Genomic DNA, 18,313 nt, shown 5'->3' with positions numbered 1-18,313 from the left:
CGGTTCAGTGCCATGTCACAGATATGCCTTGCGCACATCGGAAACGGCATGCTCGTGCGAGGAAAACCCTTCGTAGCGCGCCAGTGTGCGGGCATGCCTGGCGAATTCCGGATAGGCCGGGGCCGTGACATAGCCGATCGATGACCGCTTGACGAAATCCGTCACCGAGAGCGGTCCATAGGTGCGTGCCCAGCGGCTCGTCGGCAGTACCGCATTCGGCCCAAGGCCGAAATTGCCGATAGAAACAGGCGTATATGGTCCCATCAGGATTTCCGCAGCCTCGGTTATGTGACCGAGATGGGCGAAGGGATCGCTGGAGAGGATTTCGAGATGCTCTGGCGCATAGTCGTTGATGAAGCGGTAGCTCTCTTCGACCGATGGCGTCAGTACGATGCCGCCGCACTTGCCGGTGAGTACGGCCTTCGAGAAGGCAACACGCTGCTCCGTCATGCGCGCCCAATGCTCCGGCAAGGCTGCCAGTGCTTCCTCGGCCACACGGCGACTATGGGTGACGAGCCAGGCGGAGGAATCCGGTCCGTGCTCGGCCTCGATCAGCAGATCGAGCGCCGCAAGCCCGCCCTTCACCGTGTCGTCGGCGAAAATGACGGCTTCGGACGGACCGGCAGGCAGGCCCGGATCGATAACGCCTGAGAGCAGGCGCTTGGCGGCCACCACCCATGGGCTGCCCGGGCCGACGATCTTCAGCGCCGGCTTTATCGTCTCAGTACCATAAGCAACGGCGGCTATGGCCTGCGCACCGCCGACCTTATAGACGGTCTCGACACCGGCAAGGCGCGCGGCGACCAGCGTCGCGGCATCGACGGAGCCATCCGGCGCCGGCGGCGTGACGATGGCCAGTTCAGGCACGTCGGCTACCACCGCCGGAACCGCCGTCATCATGGTGACGGAGGGAAAAGCGCCCTTGCCGCGTGGGATATAGAGCGCGACGGACTTGATCGGCGTGAAGCGGTCGCCGGCATAGGCACCGGGACGCATCTCCTTCAACCACATTGCCTCCGGCTTCTGCTCCTCGTGAAAGCGGCGGATATTGTCGATACCGAACCGGATCGCCGCGATGACCTCGCCATCGACCTTGTCGAAAGCCGCATCGAATTCCGCCTCGGTCGCCTTCAGACGGCTCGCATCGAGGTCGGCCTTGTCGAGATCGCGGGCAAAACGCACGAGCGCCGCGTCGCCTTCCGTCCGCACCGCCTCGATGATCGGCTTCACCTTGTCGATGAAGTCTGAAAGATCGGTCTCAGACCGGTTGAGAAGCGTAGCGCGAGCCGTTTCGTCGAGTTTTGCGAGATCGTGGAAGGAAACATCGGACATGTCGGTAAACCTACCCTGTTTCGCCGGCCCTGCCGGCATCTGTCATTTGGATTTGAGAAAGATGTCGAGCCCGACCAATCGGTCGAGCAGGAAGATCGCCGCAGCAGCCGAGGCGATGAACACTACCGAGATGGCCGCCAGATCGGGCGTGATGATCGAGCGGATGGAATTATAGATCTGCACCGGCAGCGTGACGATGCGCGCATCGACCAGAAGCAGGCTCACCAGGAACTCGTTCAAGGCCAGGATGAACATCAGGAGCGAGCCCGAGATTACTCCGGGCATGACGGCCGGCAGCGTGACATGAAAGAAAGTGGAAAGCGGCGGCGCACCGCAATTGGCGGCGGCGAGCTCCAGATCCGGATCGAGGCTGGAGGCACTTGCGGTCACCGCCCAGATCATGAACGGCAGGTTGATGACGCAGCAGGCAATGCCGACCGGCCAGAGCTGGCCGAGAATCCGCGCCTCTCCAAAGACGAGCATGAGCCCGATGCCGGAGCCGATCAGCGGAATGGTGAAGGGGAGCAGCAGGTAGATCTGGATGGTCTTCTCGAAACGCACCGCATATTTGGCGAGCGCTATGCCGGCGAGCGTGCCGACCGGAATGGCGAGGATCGTGCAGACGGCAGCGACATAGACGGAGCGCAGGAACGCATCCCAGAGATCGCTGGCGCCGGCGATCTTCGCATACCATTTGAGCGACAGCCCTTCGGGCGGAAAGGTGATGATATTGCCTGACGTGAAGGATGCGCCGAGGACGACGATGGTGGGTGCCGACAGCATCACCAGCACGGTGATGACGAAAACCCACAAAACGACGGTCTTGCTGAGCGGGGCGGTCACTGGCGCGCCCTCCCCATGGCAAGCGTGCCCGCGCCGAACAGCGTGAAGACGACGCCGACCAGCAGAGAGCCGAGGCCGACCAGAAGCAGTGCCAGCGTCGCGCCGAGCCCCTGGTCGGAGGTGCGGAAGAACTGATCATAGATGGCGTTGGCGATGAAATCCTGGCTGCCGCCGCCGAGAATGGCCGGCATGGCGAAATCCGTCAGCGACAAGGTCAAAACGACGAGGCCCGCGCCGACGAGGCCCGGCCTTGCGAGCGGCAGCACGACATGGACGAAGCTGCGCGCCCAGTTGGCGCCGAGCGATCCCGCCGCCGCCTCCAGCTCCTCGGGGATGGCGGTCAATGCCGGCGTCAGCATCAGCACCGCAAAAGGCAGCATGTATTGAACGAGGCCGAAGAGTACGGCCGGATAATTATAGAGCAGGCGCAATGGCGCGACACCGACGAGGCCGAGCGCCTCGTTGACCATGCCCTGATTGCCGAGAATGATCAGCCAGCCATAGGCGCGCACCACCTGGCCGATGAAGAACGGCAGGAACAAAGCGATCAGCAGAATCTTGCGCAGCATGGCGGATGGCGTTCGCACCAGCACATAGGCATAGGGAAAGGCGAGGACCAACGTGACGACCGTCACGATCAGCGAACCGAGAAGACTGCGCATCGCAACCGTCGTAAACAACGATTCCGTCAGCGCCCGCCGGTAATTGGCGAGCGTATATTCCTCCGACATCAGGAAGGTGGAGGTATCGAGCGTGCGCAGGCTGGCATCGCCGATCTGAACCAGACCGAGGACGAGCAGCCCAACGAGCAGGATGGCGGGCGCCAGCATGAGGTAGGGAACCGCGCGCTCGAACCGCGCCGGCCACAGGAAAGCGGCAAAGGCTTCGAGTGCGTCCATGATGCGCCAGGTCACGGGATAGGCTGATTTGGCGGCTCGCATGCGAAAATTCCCGATGATCAAAATGTGAGAGCCGCCGCCCCGGAAGATGGCGGCTCGGAAGAGCAATCAGCCCTGCATGATCGCCTTGAATTTGGAGAACCACTCACTCTCGTTTTCGACCTGGACCTTGGACGAGATGCGGATGAGATGCTTGAAATCCTCTTCCTTCGTCGGATAGGACGGATCATTGACGAGATCTTCCGGTGGCTTGACGCCCGGCACCACGCCCGGCAGGCCAAGGCCATCAAGCCAGATCTGCTGTGCTTCGACCGTCAGCGCATGGTTGATATATTCCTTGGCCCAGTAGAGTTCGTTTTCCGGCAGCCCTTTCGGAATCCACAGGCCATCCGTGTCGAACTTTGCCCCCTCCTCCGGAACGACCCAGGCGATATCGATACCGTTCTTCTTGGCCTCGCGGGCGTTGGTGGAGATGGTACAGGCGGCGTCGATCTCACCCTTCTGGAACCAGGTGGTAAAATCCGGATCCTCGCCGAGCAGCGGCTGTTGCTGCTTGATCTTGGTGATGAAATCCCAGGCCGGCTGCATGTTGGCCGGAATATCCTCCAACTTGCCGCCGCCCGCCACCTGCGCCGGGAAATGGAAGCCGATGCCGTCATTATAGAGCGCGATGCGGCCCTTGAACTTGGGATCGAGCAGGTCCTTCCATGATTTCGGCGGACCATCCGGGAAGGCCGCTGGGCGGTAGGCGAGCACATAGACATAGCCGTAGGTGTTGACGATCGGATAGCCATCGAGGCCGACGGGCTTAGCAAGATCGGTCGTGTTCTTGAGGTTGGAGAGATCGGAGAGGTCTTCCGTCACCCCGCGCAGCGCCGATTTGGTGGCGTTTGTGGTGGTGTCCCAGTTGATGTGGATGGGCGGAACGCGTTTCTGCGCGACGGCGGCCCACACCTTCGGCTGGATCTCATTGTCCTCCGTCAAATCGTGACGGATGGCGATACCGGTCTTGGCGGTGAAGCTGTCCGACACGCCGGCCTTCAGCGCATCGACCCAGCTTCCGCCCCAGGCGCGGACAATCAACTCCTTCGGCTTCTCAGGCTCCTCAGCGAAGGCGCGGGTGATGCCGAGCGTCGACAACCCGGCAGCGCCGCCGGCCGCCGCAACGCCCTGGAGAAAACTCCTGCGCCGCAGCGCGATTGACATTAGTTTTTCGGATTGGAGTTTCGATCCACTCATTTCCATTCTCCTCTGGTTGGCCGATTTTCTGATTTCCGGCTTATTTATCAAAGACGAGCATATCCCTGGCATTCCAGCCGAGATGTACGGCAGCACCCTGCTCGAACTGCGTGTGAGCGACCGGATCATGGTCGAAGACCCTGAAGAGGGCATCGCCCAGCGACGGCACACGCACCTCGTAAACCACCCGCTCGCCCTCGAAGATCGCGTCGGCAATGGTGCCCTGCTGCACCATGTCCAGCCCGGCAAGTGCTGCGGCATCTCCGGCCATGCGGATCTGCTCGGCGCGAATCGCGCCCAGGGCGGTTCCACCTGCCTTCGGCGGATTGCTGGCATCGCCGACCACGCCCGGGAGCGCATTTTCGCCCTGGACGAAGACGACATCGCGGCTGGCCAGAGAACGCACGGTTCCAGTGATGAAATTGGTGACGCCGATGAAATGGGCGACGAAGGCGTTGGATGGGTTACGATAGGTTTCCGATGGACGCGCCTTCTGCTGTATCCGCCCGCCATCCATGACGATCACCTCATCGGAGACAACAAGGGCCTCGCGCTGATCGTGGGTGACGTTGATGGTGGTGACGCCGAGCTCGCGCTGGATGCGGCGGAATTCGAGCTGCATTTCCTCGCGCAGCTTGCGGTCGAGCGCGGCGAGCGGTTCGTCGAGAAGCAAGAGGTCCGGCTCGAAGACGAGGGCACGGGCAATCGCCACGCGCTGCTGCTGGCCGCCGGAAAGCTCGTGCACGCGCCGGGTGCCGAAGCCGCCGAGCTTCACGAGATCGAGATAGCGTTCGACACGTTCCGGAATGCTGCGCGCATCCCGGCGCCGCATCTTGAGCGGAAAGGCGACGTTTTCGGCGGCGGTCATATGCGGAAAGAGCGCGAGTTTCTGGAAGACCATGCCAATGGAGCGCTTGTGCGGCGGCACGGCGTTGACGGCCTCGCCATTGATGAAGATTTCGCCGCTGGTCGGGCGCTGGAAACCGGCGATCAGCCTGAGCAGCGTCGTCTTGCCTGAACCGGAGGGGCCGAGGATCGTCAGGAACTTGCCAGTGGGCAGTTCGAAGGAGGCTGAGTGAACCGCATGGAAGCCGTCGAAAACCATGCTGACATCCTTGACCGATACGGCAACGGGTAGCGCCTTCGGCCTGCTTTCAGCGCCCGTTTCCGTCGCAACTGCCTGCATCTCATTTCCCTTCGCGACGCTTACGCCATCCATTCGACTGCTTCCCGCTTTTCCGCCTGCCCTCAGATCGAGGCAAGATAACCGCCGTCCACCGGCACGCAATGACCGGTGACATAGGCCGAGGCGTCGCTTGCAAGAAAAATGACGGCACCCGCCACATCCTCCATGGCGCCGAAACGGCGCTGCGGTATCTTGGCCAGCATAGCCTCCTGCCAGGCGGCGTCCTGATAAAAGACATCGGTCATGGCGGTGCGGAAATAACCGGGTGCGATCGCATTGACCCTGATGCCGAGACCGGCCCATTCGGCGGCAAGCGCATGAGTCATCCCCATCAGGCCTGATTTCGACGAGCCATAGGGGACGGCGGTCGGCACGCCTACATAGGAGGTGAGCGAGCAGAGATTGATGATCGCGCCGCCCTCGCCGCTATCGGCCATCTGGCGTGCCGCGGCCTGCGCACAGAAGAAGGCGCCTTTCAGATTGGTGGAGACGATCCGGTCCCACAAGGCCTCGTCGACATCGAGAGACGGGCGCACTTCCTCACAACCGGCATTGTTGACGAGAATATCGAGCCCGCCAAGGCGCTCGGCTGCATCGGCGACGACCCGCGCGCAGGCATCCACCTCGCGGACATCGAGGGAAAAGGCAAAAGCCGACTTCTTCCTGGCTTCTATCCGACGGCACGTCTCCCCCAGCGCGGCCATGCCGCGCGCGGTGACGGCGACATCGGCACCGGCGGCCGCCAACGCTTCGGCAATGGCCTGACCAATACCGCGGCTGGCGCCGGTCACGAGCGCTTTGCGCCCTGCCAAGTCAAAGAGTGCCGGAATATTCACGCCATCGTTCCCCTGCCGCTGTTTCCGCGGAGTATGGGCACTATAGCAGCATCTTTCGCCGGGGTTGTCTATACATATACAGACCGATTTTAGGCAGACTTAAGCGCTGCACGCCAGAGAGGCATAAGTCCGGACAACTCGGGCTATTCTGCCAAATCGCTGTGCAAGTGTGCTTTGGACGGAAAATTCAGACTGAAGACAAAGAGAATTGAAATTGCGAAGCGCCACTTTTCTCGATCGTTGAAAAGTGGCGCGAGTGACGGGGCTCGAACCCGCGACCTCCGGCGTGACAGGCCGGCACTCTAACCAACTGAGCTACACCCGCGCATTTTCTGGCCGGCATTTCGTCCGGCGTGAGCGGTCGTTTAAGGCGTTCGCCGGCACCTGTCAAGCAAACACCTCAATGAAAACTCGGGAAAATTCGAGAATATTTTCCGTATCAGGAAACCTGGGCATCGGATCGCCCGCGACCGCCTGGAAATACGTGAATCCGGCTTAAAGCGGCCTCTCACCACCTCTCCGCCAGATGCACCACGAAACAGGGATCATTTGCCGGTTTCGGATCGGAATCGGATGGATATACCATTTCCATTGAGGGATTCACCATCGTGCCGCACTTACCTCTTGCACTTGGCGCACGAATTGCCTAAACGCTGCGGACATACACTGCTTCGCGCAGACGGGCGATTAGCTCAGTTGGTAGAGCGCTTCGTTTACACCGAAGATGTCGGGAGTTCGAGTCTCTCATCGCCCACCATATTTCCTACTCCCACGAATAGAATTACGAAGTACCCTGCGGTTCAATGAACCGGGCTTCATTCCTTCAAATCACCCTCATCCCCGTGCTTGACCGCAAAATGTATCATGATATGATACAAGCAAAGGAGCAAACGGTGATCCGATCCTATAAAGACGCCCGGACGGAAGCCGTTGCGAGTGGCAAAACGCCCAAAGGGTTTCCTGCGGATATGGTCAGGGCAGCCATCCGAAAGCTCACCATGATTGAGAATGCGGTTGTTCTGGACGACCTTCGCTCCCCTCCCGGGAATCGGCTTGAGGCTCTGAAAGGGAACCGCAAAGACCAGCACTCCATTCGCATCAATGACGAGTGGCGCATCTGCTTCATCTGGACCGTTGCAGGTGCTGAAAACATCGAGATCGTTGACTATCACTGAAAGGAAGAAGCCATGACCAGCATACTCCCTCCTGTGCATCCCGGTGAAATCCTTCGGGAAGAATATCTCGTTCCGCTCGGCATGAGCGCAGGGGCGCTATCCAAACATCTGAATGTACCGCGCACCCGTATTGAACGACTCGCCATCGAACAGACTGGCGTCACGCCTGATACGGCTTTGCGCCTTGCCAAATTCTTCCGCACCACCCCGGAATTCTGGATGAATATGCAGGCAAGTTACGATCTTAAAAAGAAAGCTGCCGCCATCCAGAACGAACTTGCGGCGATCCATGAAATGAACGCCGCATAGCCCCCATCAAACCCTGACCACATACTCCTTGCGTGTGGTTATGATCACCTCCCACGTCCCCACGAAGCCCGGGCGCAGGATGAAGCTGTCGCCGGCGCGGAGCGTGACTGCCGGGCCGCCCTCGTCCGTGATGACGGAGATACCGGAGAGGATGTGGCAGAATTCCCATTCGTCATACTGAATGCGCCATTTGCCCGGCGTCGCCTCCCAGATGCCGGCATAGAGGCCGCCCCCGGCCTCCTCCACATTCCATGTGCGGAATGTCGGATTGCCGGAGAGAACGCGGTCGGCGGGAGGCGCGCCCTCCTCCGCCGCACCGGCATGGTCCACATCGATCGGGATAAAGAACGGATGCGCTGTCACGGATCAGCCCACCTTTGCCAGGGCCTGTTCGAGATCGGCGATGATGTCGTTCGCATCCTCGATGCCGATGGAAAGGCGAACCACATCCGGTCCTGCCCCGGCCGCGATCTTCTGCTCGTCGGAGAGCTGGCGATGCGTCGTTGAGGCGGGATGGATGACGAGCGATTTCGTGTCGCCTATATTGGCAAGGTGCGAGAAGAGTTCGAGGCTTCCGACGAGCTTGACGCCGGCGTCATAGCCGCCCTTCAGGCCGAAGGTCAGCACAGCACCGCCGCCTTTGGGCGAATATTTCTGCTGGAGCGCGTGATATTTGTCGGACGGCAAGCCGGAATAGCTGACCCAGGAGATTTTTTCGTGCCGCTCCAGCCAGCTGGCGACGACAAGCGCATTGTCGCAATGACGCTGCATGCGAAGCGGCAGCGTTTCCACGCCGGTCAGGAGCTGGAAGGCGTTGAACGGCGAAAGCGCCGGTCCGAGATCGCGCAAGCCGAGGACGCGGGCGGCGATGGCGAAAGCGATATTGCCGAATGTCTGGTGCAGCACCATTCCTACATTTTCGGGCCCAGCATATTCCGGACGCGGCTCAGACAACAGCGGATAATTGCCGGATTTCGACCAGTCGAACGTGCCGCCGTCGACCAGGATTCCGCCCATGGAATTGCCGTGGCCGCCGATGAACTTGGTCAGCGAATGGACGACGATATCGGCGCCATGCTCGATGGGGCGGATGAGATAGGGCGAGGCCAGCGTGTTGTCGACGATGAGCGGCAGGTCGTGCTTTCGCGCGACGGCGGCCACCGCCTCGAGATCGACGATAATGCCGCCGGGATTGGCGATGCTTTCGACGAAGATGGCGCGGGTGCGCTCGTCGATCTGGGCTTCAAACGATGCCGGATCGTCGGTATCGGCCCAGCGCACCTGCCAGCCGAAGGACTTGAAGGCCTGGCCAAACTGGTTGATCGAACCGCCGTAAAGCTTGTTGGCGGCCACGAAATTATCGCCCGGCTGCATCAGCGTGTGGAAGACCAGGAGTTGGGCCGCATGTCCGGAGGCTGTCGCTAGCGCCGCCGTGCCGCCTTCAAGTGCTGCGATTCGTTCCTCCAACACTGCATTGGTCGGATTGGTGATGCGGGTATAGATATTGCCGAAGGCCTGCAGGCCGAAAAGCGAGGCCGCATGATCCGCATTCTCGAAGACGAAAGAGGTCGTCTGGTAGATCGGCGTGGCGCGGGCGCCGGTTGTCGGATCCGGCTTGGCGCCGGCGTGAATGGCGAGCGTTTCGATCCCTGGGGTGTGATGAGCCATGTTTCCTCCACTTGATGGTCTTTGCCTGTTTATCGGCTATCTATGGCCAGCATTTTCCCGAAATCAAAGCAATTCATTCCAGAAAACATGCGGAAAGGAAAATGCGGGCGTAAAATACGACGCGGCCATCAGCCGGTTTGCAAAGCCGATGGTATATGAGACAGCTTTGTCCCGAGCAGGACATAGAGATAGCCTTCGACGGCACGTTCCGGCGAAAAGAAGTTTCCGCGCTGCCTCAATATATCTCGATCGAGCGGCGCATCCAGCGTGGCTTTCATGGCATCGGCGAGCGCCCCGACATCGCCAACAGGGGTCAGCGCACCATAACGGCCGTTCTCCAGAATTTCAGCCGAGCCGCCGGGACAATCCGTGCTGATCACCGGACAACCGCAGGCAAGGGCCTGGATCAGCACACCGGGCAACCCCTCGAATGTCGAAGACAGAACGAAAAGCCCCGCATGCGCCATATAGGGGAACGGGTTTGCCACGAAGCCCGGAAACGCCACATCCGACGCTACGCCCAACTCCCGGGCGAGCGCCTCAAGCTCGGCCCTGTCCGGGCCTTCGCCAAGGATGATCAGCCGAGCTTCGCGTTCCCGTCTCAAAGCGGCGAAGGCTCTGAGAAGCGTTGGAAAATCTTTTTGCGGCTTCAACTTGCCCACGCCAAGCACCACCGGCGGCGCGCCCGGTGCAAACCAGGGGTGATCGAGCGGTTCCGTCGCCTTTGCATCGAGAACCGGCCCGGCAACGGCATTATAAATCGTCACGACCTGATCGCGCGGGAGATCGCAGGCTTGCGCAATATCGTCGGCCACACTTTTCGACACGGCGACGATGCGATCGGCGCGTGAATACAATCGGTGGAAGACAGACTGCGCATATCCGGCGCGCCACGCTTGCCTACTCGCCATCTCGGTTGAGAAATGGTTCCGCTGACTTATCACCGCCCGCGTGCCTGTTGGAGCGATGCCGGCGGCGATGATGGCTGCGACATTGGCGTAATCGAGGGCGGAAAGGAGCGTCGTGGGCCGCTCCGTGCGCAAATACTCGACCAGACCAGGGATCGCACCAATCGGTTTTGGCGAATGAGGTACAATGAGAAGGAGAAGAAGGCCCAGAAGATCGCGCGGCCGGGTTATGAGCAGCGGCAGCGCCCTCACGGCAGAGCTGCGCTTCAGCTCGATCAAGCGGACCGAAGCAGGAATTTCAGACAGAAATTCTCCCGTGGCCTCGGCGAGCAGCAGATCGACGGCAATTCCACACTCCGCCAGAGCCCTCGCCAGATTGACCATCGAGCGCTCCGCTCCATTGCCCTTGAGTGCGCGAATGAAGAGCGCGACACGTTTTCCCTCTGTAGGGCCACCGGAAAGATCGTTCATCTCAAAAAAGCTCGTTAATCAAAGCAGACAGCCTATGCGCACGGCGCTGATAGATGCTGCAGTCCTTCAGCCGATGAGCCGCGCATATTCGATCTTCGGGCAACGGTCCATCACAACCTTGATCCCCGCCCGCTCGGCACGCGCCGCCGCCTCCTCGTCACGAACGTCCAATTGCGTCCAGATCACTTTCGGCAATGGCGTAAGCGCCAAGACCTCTCCGACAAGCCCCGGCAGCGCGGAGGATGCGCGGAAGACGTCCACCATGTCGATGGCTTCCTCGATGTCGCCTAGCCTCGCATAGGTCTTCTGCCCCTGGATTTCCTTGCCTGCCTGTCCGGGATTGACAGGAATGACGCGGTATCCCTTGGCCAAGAGATAGGCCATGACGGAATAGCTCGGCCGGATTTCCTTGGGAGATGCACCGACCAAGGCGATGGTTTTCACGGATCGGAGGATATCGAGAAGGTATTCGTCGGGATAAATTTCCTGCTTCATTCGCTCTTCATTCCAGCTGACGTTTATCGATGAATGGCTCGTCCGCATCGCGTGTAAGCATGTTTTCCACCTGACGGAGTAGGACTACCGGGCGCTCTGTCCTCCACTCAATGCGAGTTTCAAGCCGAGCCCCACCATGACGGCCCCTGCAAAACGTTCCTGCCAGACTATCCAGCCCGGGTGACGGGACAAATACCCGCCTAATGACCCCGCACTGACCGCCACGCCGCTTAGAATCAAGAAATTGGAAAATTTTGCAATGAACCCGAGCAGGAGCAACTGACTTGTTACAGAAAGGCTGCCGCTACCGGGGTCGATGAACTGTGGAAGAAAAGCGAAAAGGAAGGCGATGGATTTTGGATTGGTGAGATTGTTGATCAGCCCTTCTCGCAAAGCCACCATATTCGGAACCTCCGCAAGCCTCTTCCGATCAACAAACTTCGCTCCAGGGCGCGCGTTTATGAGTAATTTCAATCCCAACCAAACAAGATAAGCCGCACCAACCCATCTCAGTAATTCAAAAGCCAACGGTGAGGTGCTGAGCAACGAAGCCACGCCCAAAACCAACAGCAGGATTTGGATCACTCCGGCAAACAGCGTCATTCCCAAAGCAGTAAGCAAGGCCGTGCGGCTTCCCTGCCCTATTCCTCTGCCTATCACGAGAACCATGTCTGGTCCCGGGGAGAGCTGGAGCGCCAGCACTGCGGCGTAGAACGTCAAAATCGTATGCAGTTCCAACGTTCTGCCCCCGCCAAAGTGGATATTTGGCTTCAATTTATGCGTATTTTTGTTTTAATTCAAACAGCATGCCACTTACGACTTCCGCCATCGCGTCGTCTCTTCCCTTGAGCGCCCATGCCCCATAACATCCGGGGATGATACCCGGAGGACATATGGATCATTCGTCGCATCACACATTCAAACCTGTCATGACTGCCGATGAAATAAACGGCTTCATCGAACGGGAGTTTCCACAGGTCAATGCAGGTAGTCAGGATGGCAGGGCGGCTTATTCGATCACCGCAATCGGTGACGGCACGGCATCGATGCGGCTCGATGCCGACAAACGGCACCTGCGCCCCGGCGGCACGGTTTCCGGCCCCACATTGTTCGCCCTTGCCGATATCACCGCCTATGTGGCGATCCTCGCGCATATCGGTCCGGTGGCGCTGGCCGTGACGACGAACCTCAATATCAATTTCCTGCGCAAGCCCTCATCGGGGCGGATAGACGCCGTCTGCCGTATCCTCAAACTCGGCAAGCGCCTGGCCATCGTGGAGATATCGATGACGAGCGAGGCGGATGGTGAACTGGTGGCGCATGCGACTGCCACCTACTCCATTCCACCGAGAACGGCTTAATCCGATGCGGTATTATAATACCTAACTTTCAACCCATTGTTTTTGTTTATATTTCTCGTAAGTCACTATAAATAAGCACTTGACGTAATGCCGGCATGCGTGTATCTGGCCGCATGGATGCGGAAAGTTTCGGCTTTGCGCGTCCTTTGTTGTTCCTGATGGCTTTGGCTTTCGGGACAACGCAAGCAACAAAAAATGCCTTCTTCAACGAAGGATCTTTTTCAAGGATAGAAACATGACAACCTTCTCCCAGAAGCCGGCAGAAGTGGTGAAGAAGTGGGTTCTGATCGACGCCGAGGGTCTCGTCGTCGGGCGTCTCGCTTCGATCGTCGCTAATCGCCTGCGCGGCAAGCACAAAGTCACCTTCACCCCGCATGTCGACGATGGCGACAATGTCATCATCATCAATGCAGGCAAGATCGCCCTGACCGGTAAAAAGTTCACCGACAAGGTATATTACTGGCATACCGGACATCCGGGCGGCATCAAGGAGCGCACCGCGCGCCAGATCCTCGAAGGCCGTTTCCCCGAGCGCGTCGTCGAAAAGGCCGTGGAACGCATGATTCCGCGTGGGCCTCTCGGCCGCCGCCAGATGAAGAACCTGCGTGTCTATGCCGGCGCCAGCCATCCGCATGAAGCTCAGCAGCCTGAAGTCCTCAACATCGGCTCGCTGAACCGCAAGAACAAAAGGATCGCATAATCATGGCTGAGCAGCTCAATTCGCTCGAAGAACTCGGCAATGTCGCAGGCACTGCGCAGGCCGAAGCAGCCGCACCGGTTCACGTCCAGCAGCTCGATGCGCAGGGCCGTGCCTATGCGACCGGCAAGCGCAAGGATGCGGTCGCCCGCGTCTGGGTCAAGCCCGGCTCAGGCAAGATCGTCGTCAACGACAAGGAATTCGGGGCATATTTCGCACGGCCCGTGCTGCAGATGATCCTGCAGCAGCCGATCATCGCCACCAACCGTGCCGGTCAGTATGACGTGATCGCCACCGTTGCAGGCGGCGGTCTCTCCGGCCAGGCCGGCGCGGTGCGTCACGGCATCTCCAAGGCGCTCACCTATTACGAGCCCGCGCTGCGCGCGGTTCTCAAGAAGGGTGGCTTCCTGACCCGCGACAGCCGCGTGGTCGAGCGCAAGAAGTACGGCAAGGCCAAGGCCCGTCGTTCGTTCCAGTTCTCCAAGCGTTAATTTCCACGCTTCATACCGGACTTGGAAAAGCGGGCCCTCGGGTCCGCTTTTTTGTTGCGCGCAAATAGGCTATGCCCAAACCCTCAAACCCGCTACGCACAACGGAAGCTCGTCCATGCCGTCCAAGATCATCGATCACGCCTTTACCGCACGCAGCCTGACCGGTACCGCAACGGACCCGACCTATGCGGGAGCGCTGTCGTTCATGCGGCGGCGCTATACCAAGAATCTTAAAGGTGCGGATGCGGTCGTCTGGGGCATTCCCTTCGATGCCGCGGTCTCCAACCGACCCGGCGCGCGGTTCGGGCCGCAGGCGATCCGGCGGGCGTCGGCAATCTTCGACAATGATCCGCAATATCCCTTCGACCGCGATCTTTTCGCCGAACTGGCAGTGATCGATTATGGCGATTGCCTGCTCGATTACGGCAATCACCAGAAGACGCCGGCGACGATCGAGCGGGAAGCGGCGAAGATTCTGAAATCCGATGCGTTCCTGTTGTCGCTCGGCGGCGATCACTTTGTCACCTGGCCGCTTCTCCGGGCACATGCGGCCAAATACGGACCGCTGGCGCTGGTGCAGTTCGATGCGCATCAGGATACGTGGTTTGACGACGGCAAGCGCATCGATCACGGCTCCTTCGTCGGGCGCGCGGTACGCGACGGCGTGATCGATCCGGCCCATTCGATCCAGATCGGCATCCGCACCCACGCGCCGGAGGATTGCGGCATCAAGCTGATCCACGGCCACGAGGTGGAGGACATGCCGGCGGCTGCGATTGCCGAGGCGATCGCTAAGCGGACCGCCGGCCGCAAGGTCTACCTGACATTCGATATCGACTGCCTCGACCCCGCCTATGCGCCCGGCACGGGCACGCCGGTTGCCGGAGGGCCCTCCTCCGCGAAGATATTGTCGGTGCTGCGCCAACTGGGCGACCTCGACATTGTCGGCGCCGATATCGTCGAGATTGCACCCGCCTATGATCATGCCGATATAACGGCCATCGCCGGAGCGACGATCGCCATGTACTATCTGGGCCTGCTTGCCGAGAAAAGAGCGCGACGATAAGGCCTCACGCATCGATTCAAGCGCTTCGGAAAGTGAATCCGAACATTTCCGCATCATCTTGAAAAATATGAGCTAAAGGCAAAAGCTGATGAAACCGAAGATCTTCATTGATGGCGAACATGGCACTACGGGGCTGCAGATCAGGACGCGGCTTGGCAGCCGCGACGATCTCGACGTGCTGTCGATCCCCGAGGCAGAACGGCGCAACAAGGATATGCGCGCCGATTACCTGCGCGCCGCCGATGTTGCGATCCTTTGTCTGCCGGACGATGCCTCGCGCGAAGCGGTATCGCTGCTCGAAGGACATAATTCGACCCGCATCATCGATACGTCGACGGCGCATCGCGTCCATCCCGACTGGGCTTATGGCTTTGCCGAACTCGCCAAGGGCCAGCGCGAGCGGATCGCCGAATCGCGCCTCGTCGCCAACCCCGGCTGTTATCCCACGGGCGCCATCGCGCTTGTCCGACCCCTGCGAGATGCAGGTCTGCTTGCCCCCGAATATCCGGTCAGCGTCAATGCCGTTTCAGGTTATACGGGCGGCGGCAAGCAGATGATCGCGCAGATGGAGGACAAGAATCATCCCGACTATCTGGCTGCGAACCATTTCCTTTACGGTCTGCCGCTGCGCCACAAGCACGTCGCCGAGCTGCAGATGCACGGCCGACTCGACCACCGTCCGATCTTCAGTCCCAGCGTCGGCCGTTTCCCGCAGGGCATGATCGTGCAGGTGCCGCTGTTCCTGAGCGAGCTCGACGGCGCGCCGTCGCTCGAAAAGGTGCATGCGGTGCTCGCCGAGCACTATGGCGGACAGGACATCGTGGACGTGGTGCCGCTCGAAGTGAGCGCCAAGTTGCCGCGCGTCGATGCCGAGGAACTGGCCGGCAGCGACCGCATGAAGCTCTTCGTCTTCGGTACGGAAGGCGACGGACAGGCCAATCTCGTGGCGCTACTCGACAATCTTGGCAAGGGGGCGTCGGGTGCTGCCGTGCAGAACATGAACCTGATGCTCGGAAAGGCCTGATGGACGCGAAGCCGATATTTCCCCCTGAATGGAATATCGGCTCGTTCGAGCCGTTGGCGGACACACGTTCAAGCCTTGTCTGGAAGGTGGAAAGCCAAGACCGCCCGGGTGTTCCGCTGGTCGTCAAGAGATTGAAGCCCGCCGGAATGGAGGAGATGCGCGGGGCGCATTACCTGCATTGGCGCGACGGGCATGGCGCGGCGCGCCTATACGATCTGAAGAGCACGTCTATGCTGCTCGAATATGCGGGCAGCTATCATCTCGATGAGGGCAAGGACGGGGAGTGTCTTGAAATCTTCGGGCAGGTCATCGCCGCGCTGCACACGCCCTCCCCCTCGCCTATCCCTGGCGATCTGCAACCGCTGGACAGACACTTCTCCAGCCTGTTCGCAGTAGCCGGCGAAAAGCCGATTTATGCCGAAGCCACAGCGCTTGCCAAGCGTCTGCTCGCGACACCGCATACGCCGATCCCGCTGCATGGCGACATTCACCATGAGAATATCATCAAGAGTCCGCGCGGCTGGCTGGCGATCGATCCGCATGGGCTTGTCGGCGACGCGGCATTCGATACGGCCAATATCTTCTACAATCCGCTCGACAGGGGCGATCTCTGTCTCGATCTCGCGCGCGCCAGGCGCATGGCGGAACATTTCGCGCCCATCATCGACCGGCACCCAGCCTTCATTCTCGATTACGGCTTCGCCTATGGCTGCCTTTCCGCCGCCTGGCACCGCGAAGACGGCAATGATTTGGACGAAGCGCGGGAACTGAAGATCGCCACAGCGCTCAGAGGCCTGCGCTTCTCCGCCTACCCCGCGTAAGCGCCCTTGCAGGCGCGCCAGTGCGCCACGGCGAAGGCAAGCACGACCAGCGCGAAGGCCTGATGCGTCAGGCCCCAATGGATCGGAACGCTCAGCAGAAGCGTTGCGATGCCGATGGCGGCCTGCACCAGGATCAGACCGACCAGCAACACCGTGCGGCGCGCATGGGTGGTATCGGGCGCGTTGCGCCAGACCTGAACGGCGTGAAGGGCAGCCAGGACGAGCACGGTATAGGCAAACATGCGGTGCATGAACTGCACGGTCTTCGGGTTCTCGAAGAGATTGCGCCACCATGGCGATTGCGTGAACAGGTCGGACGGAATGACAGCGCCATCCATCAGTGGCCAAGTGTTGTAGGTAAGGCCGGCATGCAGGCCCGCCACGAGACCGCCGAGATAGATCTGCACCAGAACGGCTGCTACCAGCCAGCCGGCAAAGCGCGTGATGCCCCGCTCTGCCGGGCGCTCGCTATAGGTAACGAGGCCGCGCGCCACATAGAAGACGGCTGTCATGATGATGCAGGCCAGCGTCAGATGCGTTGCCAGCCGGTACTGGCTGACGCTGACGCGTTCACTCAAACCCGAGGCGACCATCCACCAGCCGATTGCGCCTTGCAGGCCGCCGAGCGCCAATATGCCGAGGAGGCGTGGCTTGAGCCCGCGTTCCAGCCTGCCGGTGAGCCAGAAGAACGCCAGTGGAATCGCCACGAGGAAGCCGACGCCACGCGCCAGAAACCGGTGCGCCCATTCCCACCAGAAGATGCCCTTGAATTCTTCAAGACTCATTCCCTTGTTGATCTGCTCGTATTGAGGGATCTGCCGGTATTTCTCGAATTCCTCGTTCCATTCCGCCTGCCCCAGCGGTGGTATCACGCCGTGGATCGGCTTCCATTCGGTGATGGAAAGGCCCGATCCGGTCATGCGCGTCGCACCGCCGACCATGACAATGGTGATGAGGACGAGGAAAACCGCATAAAGCCAATAGCGCACGGCGCACCGGTTACGGTCTTCCTGCTCCGTCATTGAAACAAGATTACCGCCGCCAATCGCCGTTGCTGCCATGATATTGCTCCGCCACGCCTGCGCTCAGGCGATATAAGTGTCAAAATATGGCGGATAGGTGCCGCATCCCCGTCCGCATTACAAGCAGACCCCACGCGACACGCCGTCGCGTTGCGGCTTATTGATCCGGCGACCCGGCACCGCTTTTCCTCTTTTCCTTTCATCCTCGAAACGTTAGGTAAACGCGAAACGAAAGTGAGATGCCGATGCCGGTAAGGCTGAAAAAACTGATCGGGACCTTTTTGCTGGTGGCGCTGGTCACGATCTATGCGCTGCTCGCCACGATCATAGCGGTCGCCCATCTCGGGCAATCGAGCGGCTGGGTGCATCTCATCTATTTTCTCGTCACCGGCATTCTCTGGATCCTTCCCGCCATGTGGATCATCTGGTGGATGGAAAAACCACCGCACGAGAAAAACGGCTGAGCAACA

Annotated in this window: 22 protein-coding genes and 2 tRNA genes; 11 read left to right on the top strand and 13 right to left on the bottom strand. The window is 60.1% G+C overall.

Going from position 1 to position 18,313, the window contains the following annotated elements; genetic code table 11:
- Positions 1-15 precede the first annotated feature (15 nt).
- The 7 genes from hisD to C5748_RS18775 form a co-directional block, all read right to left on the bottom strand.
- Positions 16-1,332 carry a histidinol dehydrogenase gene (hisD, locus tag C5748_RS18805; protein ID WP_105743471.1) on the bottom strand — a complete coding sequence of 439 codons (1,317 nt, stop codon included), beginning with the start codon at positions 1,330-1,332 and terminating at the stop codon, positions 16-18.
- Positions 1,333-1,374: 42 nt separating this feature from the next.
- On the bottom strand, positions 1,375-2,175 hold the full coding sequence (locus tag C5748_RS18800) for an ABC transporter permease (protein ID WP_105743470.1): 801 nt from the start codon (positions 2,173-2,175) through the stop codon (positions 1,375-1,377).
- Positions 2,172-3,116, bottom strand: a complete 945-nt coding sequence (locus tag C5748_RS18795; protein ID WP_105743534.1) for an ABC transporter permease — start codon at positions 3,114-3,116, stop codon at positions 2,172-2,174. Before C5748_RS18795 ends, C5748_RS18800 begins: the two co-directional genes overlap by 4 nt.
- Before the next feature lie 66 nt (positions 3,117-3,182).
- On the bottom strand, positions 3,183-4,280 hold the full coding sequence (locus tag C5748_RS18790) for an ABC transporter substrate-binding protein (RefSeq protein ID WP_105743469.1): 1,098 nt from the start codon (positions 4,278-4,280) through the stop codon (positions 3,183-3,185).
- Between the two features lie 73 nt (positions 4,281-4,353).
- A complete protein-coding gene (locus C5748_RS18785) occupies positions 4,354-5,499 on the bottom strand; it encodes an ABC transporter ATP-binding protein (protein ID WP_105743533.1) in 1,146 nt (381 codons plus the stop codon).
- A 62-nt stretch (positions 5,500-5,561) separates the two neighbouring features.
- Positions 5,562-6,329 (bottom strand): SDR family NAD(P)-dependent oxidoreductase, encoded by a 768-nt coding sequence (locus C5748_RS18780; protein ID WP_425350278.1) that lies wholly within the window; start codon positions 6,327-6,329, stop codon positions 5,562-5,564.
- A gap of 254 nt (positions 6,330-6,583) precedes the next feature.
- Positions 6,584-6,660: transfer RNA gene (locus C5748_RS18775), tRNA-Asp, on the bottom strand.
- A gap of 356 nt (positions 6,661-7,016) precedes the next feature.
- On the opposite strand from C5748_RS18775, the gene C5748_RS18770 reads away from it, so the two are divergent.
- The 3 genes from C5748_RS18770 to C5748_RS18760 all read left to right on the top strand — a co-directional run bounded on the left by C5748_RS18770 (position 7,017) and on the right by C5748_RS18760 (position 7,819).
- Positions 7,017-7,092, top strand: a tRNA-Val gene (locus C5748_RS18770).
- Positions 7,093-7,228: 136 nt separating this feature from the next.
- Positions 7,229-7,510, top strand: a complete 282-nt coding sequence (locus C5748_RS18765; protein WP_105743532.1) for a type II toxin-antitoxin system RelE/ParE family toxin — start codon at positions 7,229-7,231, stop codon at positions 7,508-7,510.
- 12 nt (positions 7,511-7,522) lie between these two features.
- Positions 7,523-7,819, top strand: coding sequence for a HigA family addiction module antitoxin (locus C5748_RS18760; protein ID WP_105743467.1), 297 nt, complete (start codon positions 7,523-7,525; stop codon positions 7,817-7,819).
- A 6-nt stretch (positions 7,820-7,825) separates the two neighbouring features.
- On the opposite strand, the gene C5748_RS18755 is transcribed toward C5748_RS18760, so the two are convergent.
- From C5748_RS18755 to C5748_RS18735, 5 genes are all read right to left on the bottom strand, one after another.
- Positions 7,826-8,182, bottom strand: a complete 357-nt coding sequence (locus C5748_RS18755) for a cupin domain-containing protein (protein ID WP_105743466.1) — start codon at positions 8,180-8,182, stop codon at positions 7,826-7,828.
- Positions 8,183-8,185: 3 nt separating this feature from the next.
- On the bottom strand, positions 8,186-9,487 hold the full coding sequence (locus tag C5748_RS18750) for an O-acetylhomoserine aminocarboxypropyltransferase (protein WP_105743465.1): 1,302 nt from the start codon (positions 9,485-9,487) through the stop codon (positions 8,186-8,188).
- A 128-nt stretch (positions 9,488-9,615) separates the two neighbouring features.
- Positions 9,616-10,866: a glycosyltransferase gene (locus C5748_RS18745; RefSeq protein WP_105743464.1), complete on the bottom strand. Its 1,251-nt coding sequence runs from the start codon at positions 10,864-10,866 to the stop codon at positions 9,616-9,618.
- Between the two features lie 66 nt (positions 10,867-10,932).
- Positions 10,933-11,361 (bottom strand): CoA-binding protein, encoded by a 429-nt coding sequence (locus tag C5748_RS18740; protein ID WP_105743463.1) that lies wholly within the window; start codon positions 11,359-11,361, stop codon positions 10,933-10,935.
- Positions 11,362-11,445: 84 nt separating this feature from the next.
- On the bottom strand, positions 11,446-12,099 hold the full coding sequence (locus tag C5748_RS18735; protein ID WP_245581863.1) for a LysE family translocator: 654 nt from the start codon (positions 12,097-12,099) through the stop codon (positions 11,446-11,448).
- A gap of 155 nt (positions 12,100-12,254) precedes the next feature.
- Here C5748_RS18735 and C5748_RS18730 point away from each other — a divergent pair, with 155 nt between their 5' ends.
- The 7 genes from C5748_RS18730 to C5748_RS18705 all read left to right on the top strand — a co-directional run bounded on the left by C5748_RS18730 (position 12,255) and on the right by C5748_RS18705 (position 16,821).
- Positions 12,255-12,722: a PaaI family thioesterase gene (locus C5748_RS18730; protein ID WP_105743462.1), complete on the top strand. Its 468-nt coding sequence runs from the start codon at positions 12,255-12,257 to the stop codon at positions 12,720-12,722.
- A gap of 95 nt (positions 12,723-12,817) precedes the next feature.
- On the top strand, positions 12,818-12,961 hold the full coding sequence (locus C5748_RS28285; protein WP_158259894.1) for a hypothetical protein: 144 nt from the start codon (positions 12,818-12,820) through the stop codon (positions 12,959-12,961).
- On the top strand, positions 12,958-13,422 hold the full coding sequence (gene rplM, locus C5748_RS18725; protein WP_105743461.1) for a 50S ribosomal protein L13: 465 nt from the start codon (positions 12,958-12,960) through the stop codon (positions 13,420-13,422). The genes C5748_RS28285 and rplM overlap by 4 nt, the downstream gene beginning before the upstream one ends.
- Before the next feature lie 2 nt (positions 13,423-13,424).
- A complete protein-coding gene (gene rpsI, locus C5748_RS18720) occupies positions 13,425-13,910 on the top strand; it encodes a 30S ribosomal protein S9 (protein WP_105743460.1) in 486 nt (161 codons plus the stop codon).
- Between the two features lie 115 nt (positions 13,911-14,025).
- The gene (gene speB / locus C5748_RS18715) at positions 14,026-14,976 is read left to right on the top strand and encodes an agmatinase (protein ID WP_105743459.1); all 951 of its coding nucleotides are present in this window, start codon (positions 14,026-14,028) and stop codon (positions 14,974-14,976) included.
- Between the two features lie 88 nt (positions 14,977-15,064).
- Entirely contained in the window at positions 15,065-16,000 is a 936-nt protein-coding gene (gene argC / locus C5748_RS18710) for an N-acetyl-gamma-glutamyl-phosphate reductase (protein ID WP_105743458.1), read from the top strand.
- Positions 16,000-16,821 (top strand): aminoglycoside phosphotransferase family protein, encoded by an 822-nt coding sequence (locus C5748_RS18705; protein ID WP_105743457.1) that lies wholly within the window; start codon positions 16,000-16,002, stop codon positions 16,819-16,821. The genes argC and C5748_RS18705 overlap by 1 nt, the downstream gene beginning before the upstream one ends.
- Here C5748_RS18705 and C5748_RS18700 read toward each other — a convergent pair.
- Positions 16,809-17,882, bottom strand: coding sequence for a COX15/CtaA family protein (locus tag C5748_RS18700; protein WP_105743456.1), 1,074 nt, complete (start codon positions 17,880-17,882; stop codon positions 16,809-16,811). The genes C5748_RS18705 and C5748_RS18700 overlap by 13 nt on opposite strands.
- A gap of 206 nt (positions 17,883-18,088) precedes the next feature.
- On the opposite strand from C5748_RS18700, the gene C5748_RS18695 reads away from it, so the two are divergent.
- Complete coding sequence (locus C5748_RS18695; protein ID WP_105743530.1) at positions 18,089-18,307, top strand: DUF2842 domain-containing protein; 219 nt, start codon at positions 18,089-18,091, stop codon at positions 18,305-18,307.
- Positions 18,308-18,313 lie beyond the last annotated feature (6 nt).

Origin of the sequence: Phyllobacterium phragmitis, from assembly GCF_002980495.1 — a bacterium.
Classification (GTDB): domain Bacteria; phylum Pseudomonadota; class Alphaproteobacteria; order Rhizobiales; family Rhizobiaceae; genus Paramesorhizobium; species Paramesorhizobium phragmitis.
The sequence above is the reverse complement of the archived record's forward strand: the minus strand, read 5'-3'. Positions and strand labels throughout refer to the sequence as shown.

Excerpts from the sequence above, each read along its gene's own strand:
- hisD (WP_105743471.1), bottom strand. The coding sequence starts at position 1,332 with ATGTCCGATGTTTCCTTCCACGATCTCGCAAAACTCGACGAAACGGCT.
- C5748_RS18795 (WP_105743534.1), bottom strand. The coding sequence starts at position 3,116 with ATGCGAGCCGCCAAATCAGCCTATCCCGTGACCTGGCGCATCATGGAC.
- C5748_RS18790 (WP_105743469.1), bottom strand. The coding sequence starts at position 4,280 with ATGTCAATCGCGCTGCGGCGCAGGAGTTTTCTCCAGGGCGTTGCGGCG.
- C5748_RS18785 (WP_105743533.1), bottom strand. The coding sequence starts at position 5,499 with ATGCAGGCAGTTGCGACGGAAACGGGCGCTGAAAGCAGGCCGAAGGCG.
- C5748_RS18760 (WP_105743467.1), top strand. The coding sequence starts at position 7,523 with ATGACCAGCATACTCCCTCCTGTGCATCCCGGTGAAATCCTTCGGGAA.
- C5748_RS18750 (WP_105743465.1), bottom strand. The coding sequence starts at position 9,487 with ATGGCTCATCACACCCCAGGGATCGAAACGCTCGCCATTCACGCCGGC.
- C5748_RS18745 (WP_105743464.1), bottom strand. The coding sequence starts at position 10,866 with ATGAACGATCTTTCCGGTGGCCCTACAGAGGGAAAACGTGTCGCGCTC.
- C5748_RS18740 (WP_105743463.1), bottom strand. The coding sequence starts at position 11,361 with ATGAAGCAGGAAATTTATCCCGACGAATACCTTCTCGATATCCTCCGA.
- C5748_RS18730 (WP_105743462.1), top strand. The coding sequence starts at position 12,255 with ATGGATCATTCGTCGCATCACACATTCAAACCTGTCATGACTGCCGAT.
- C5748_RS28285 (WP_158259894.1), top strand. The coding sequence starts at position 12,818 with ATGCGTGTATCTGGCCGCATGGATGCGGAAAGTTTCGGCTTTGCGCGT.
- rplM (WP_105743461.1), top strand. The coding sequence starts at position 12,958 with ATGACAACCTTCTCCCAGAAGCCGGCAGAAGTGGTGAAGAAGTGGGTT.
- rpsI (WP_105743460.1), top strand. The coding sequence starts at position 13,425 with ATGGCTGAGCAGCTCAATTCGCTCGAAGAACTCGGCAATGTCGCAGGC.
- speB (WP_105743459.1), top strand. The coding sequence starts at position 14,026 with ATGCCGTCCAAGATCATCGATCACGCCTTTACCGCACGCAGCCTGACC.
- argC (WP_105743458.1), top strand. The coding sequence starts at position 15,065 with ATGAAACCGAAGATCTTCATTGATGGCGAACATGGCACTACGGGGCTG.
- C5748_RS18705 (WP_105743457.1), top strand. The coding sequence starts at position 16,000 with ATGGACGCGAAGCCGATATTTCCCCCTGAATGGAATATCGGCTCGTTC.
- C5748_RS18700 (WP_105743456.1), bottom strand. The coding sequence starts at position 17,882 with ATGGCAGCAACGGCGATTGGCGGCGGTAATCTTGTTTCAATGACGGAG.
- C5748_RS18695 (WP_105743530.1), top strand. The coding sequence starts at position 18,089 with ATGCCGGTAAGGCTGAAAAAACTGATCGGGACCTTTTTGCTGGTGGCG.